This window comes from Streptomyces olivaceoviridis (assembly GCF_014650115.1).
Classification (GTDB): domain Bacteria; phylum Actinomycetota; class Actinomycetes; order Streptomycetales; family Streptomycetaceae; genus Streptomyces; species Streptomyces olivaceoviridis.
In genome coordinates this window covers 1-2,985 of the sequence record NZ_BMUI01000091.1, presented here as the reverse complement: position 1 = coordinate 2,985, position 2,985 = coordinate 1, and the positions used below count along the sequence as shown (strand labels likewise).

Sequence of the window (2,985 nt, the reverse complement as noted above, 5' to 3'; positions counted from 1 at the left end):
CCGCACCCGACCACCACCGACCCGACCTCGACACCACCTACACCCCACCCCGGAACACCACCGAAGAAGCCGTCACGGCGATCTGGTCCGACATCCTCGGCGTCGACACCGTCGGCATCCACGACAACTTCTTCGCATTGGGCGGGCACTCTCTGCTCGCGACACAGGTGACGTCGCGGCTGCGGCAACGGCTCGGGGTGGACGTCCCGGTGCGTGCTCTGTTCACGTCGCCCACACCGGCCACACTGGCCGGGGTCGTGCGCGAGCTGGAGACGGCCGACAAGGCGCCGCTGGTACCCATCGACCGTGGCAGCGGTCCACAGCCGCTGTCGTTCGCGCAACAGCGGCTGTGGTTCCTGGACCAGTTGACACCGGGCAGCGCCGAGTACCTCGTACCGTTCGGTCTGCGGGTGCGGGGCTTCCTCGACGCCGGCGCGCTGGGTACGGCGTTCACCGGTCTGGTGACCCGGCACGAGGTGCTGCGCACCCGGTTCTTCACGGACGACTCGGGCCGTCCCGTACAGATCGTGGACGCGCCATGGTCGGTCACTCCGGTGGTGCACGACGTCCGGACCGTCTCGTCGGCCGACCGGGAGCGGGCCGCACTGGAGATCATGGCAGCCGAGGCACGGAGGCCGTTCGAGCTGGACGGCGGGCGGCTGCTGCGGGTGGACGTGGTCCGCGTCGCGGACGACGACCATTACGTGCTGATCACGCTGCATCACATAGTGTCGGACGGTTGGTCTTCCGGGATCATGGCCCGTGAACTGCGTGAGCTGTACGCGGCGGCTGTCGCCGGACGCGAGGCGTCACTGCCCGAACTTCCCATCCAGTACGCGGACTTCGCCGTCTGGCAGCGCGAGCAGCTCACCGGTGAGTTCCTGGAAGGGCAGTTGGCGTACTGGCGCGAGCGTCTCGCGGGGGTGCCGGCCCTGGAACTGCCGACCGACCACGGCCGGCCGGCCGAGCGGGACGGTGCCGAAGGCGACACCGTGTACTTCTCGGTGCCGCAGGAGGTGGCGGAGTCGCTGCGGTCCACGGCGAGTGGGCAGGGCGCGAGTCTGTTCATGGCCCTGCTGTCCCTGTTCCAGATCGTCCTGGCCCGTTACTGCCGTCAGGACGACATCGCGGTGGGTACCCCGATCGCGGGCCGCAACCGTGCCGAGACCGAGGACCTGATCGGCTTCTTCGTCAACACCCTCGTCCTGCGCACCGACCTGTCCGGCGACCCGGCGTTCACCGAACTCCTCGACCGGGTCAAGGACACAGCGCTCGGCGCCTACGACCACCAGGACCTGCCCTTCGAACGCCTCGTCGACGAGTTGGCTCCCGACCGCGACCTGTCCCGTAACCCGCTGTTCCAGACGATGTTCGTCTTCCAGAACACCCCGGACGACGACGCGTGGAGCCTGCCCGGCCTGACGGTCGAGCAGGTCGGCGTGGGCGGTCAGGACGCCAAGTTCGATCTCCAGCTGACCGCGGCCGAGTCGGGCGGCGAGTTGCTGGCGGCCCTGGAGTACCGGACGGATCTGTTCGAGCGGGCGACGATCGAGCGCATGGCGGGCCACTTCGCCACCCTGGCGGCGTCGGTGGCGTCCGCACCGCGGGCCCGCCTGTCGGAGCTGAACATGCTGACGGAGGGGGAGCGGCAGGAGCTTCTGGTCGACTGGAATGGTGTCACCGGCCCGTACCCGGACGCGGCGACCATCCATCGGCTGGTTGAGGACCGGGTCGCTGCCGATCCCGATGCGGTGGCTGTGGCCTACGGTGACCAGGACTGGACCTACGCCGAGATCAACGCGCGTGCGAACCGGCTGGCTCATCATCTGCGTGGCTCGGGTATCACTGCGGACACTCTTGTGGCTGTCTGCCTGGAGCGCTCGCCGGATCTGATCGCCAGTGTCCTGGGGATTTTGAAGGCGGGTGCCGCGTTCGTTCCCCTGGATCCGGACTATCCCGCTGACCGCATCACGTACATGGTCCAGGACGCGAATGCTCCGCTGGTCATCACCAGCACCGCTCTGGCCCATCGCCTGCCCGACATGATCGACCGCCTGCTGGTCGACACGCAGTGGCCGACCGGCCCCGAGACCAATCCCGAGCCCCTGGCCTCGCCCGACGACCTCGCCTACGTCATCTACACCTCGGGGTCCACGGGCAGGCCCAAGGGTGTCGCGCTGGAGCACCGTGGTGTGGTCAACTACCTGCACTGGTGCGACCAGAACTATCCGGCCGGTGTGCGCGGCGGGATCGGCAGCATCCTGTACTCGTCCGTCACCTTCGATCTGACGATCACCGCACTGTTCCTGCCGCTGATCCAGGGCCAGCGGCTGGTCATTCCGGTGACCGGGCCCGACCAGACGGCCTTCGACGCCGCCATCGACGTGATCTGCGCCGGCACCCCGGTCAGTTTCCTCAAGGCGACACCTTCCCATCTCGAAGTCCTCGCAGCTCACTTGGAGGCCCGTGGCGCTCGTCATCACATCGCGACCATCGTCGCCGGCGGTGAGAACCTCACACCCCAGCTCGTTTCCCGCCTGCTCAACGCCAGCAGCGCGCAGACGACGATCAGCAACGAGTACGGCGCCACCGAAGGCTCCGTGGCAAACGTCATGAGCCTGACCATGGAGCCGGACCCGCACGGGGGGACGACCACTTTGGGCCGGGCCATTACCAACACCACCGTCTATGTCGTCGACCACCACAACCAGCCCGCGCCCGTCGGTGTCCCCGGCCACGCCCTGCTGGGCGGTATCTGCCTGGCGAGGCACTATCACAACCGGCCTGAGCTGACCGAGCAGCGCTTCACGCCCAACCCCCTCAGCCCGCCCCGTCCCGACCCACGCACGTATCAGACCGGTGACCTGGTCAAGTGGCGTCCGGATGGGACGCTGGAGTTCATCGGCCGGATCGACAACCAGGTCAAACTGCGCGGCTACCGCATCGAACTCGGCGAGATCGAGAACGCCCTCAACACCCACCCCG

Annotated in this window: 1 protein-coding gene; it reads left to right on the top strand. The window is 68.0% G+C overall.

Annotated features, from left to right (window positions below; all coding sequences use genetic code 11):
- On the top strand, positions 1-2,985 hold a 2,985-nt coding region (locus IE273_RS42970), incomplete at both ends, for a non-ribosomal peptide synthetase (RefSeq protein ID WP_189820537.1).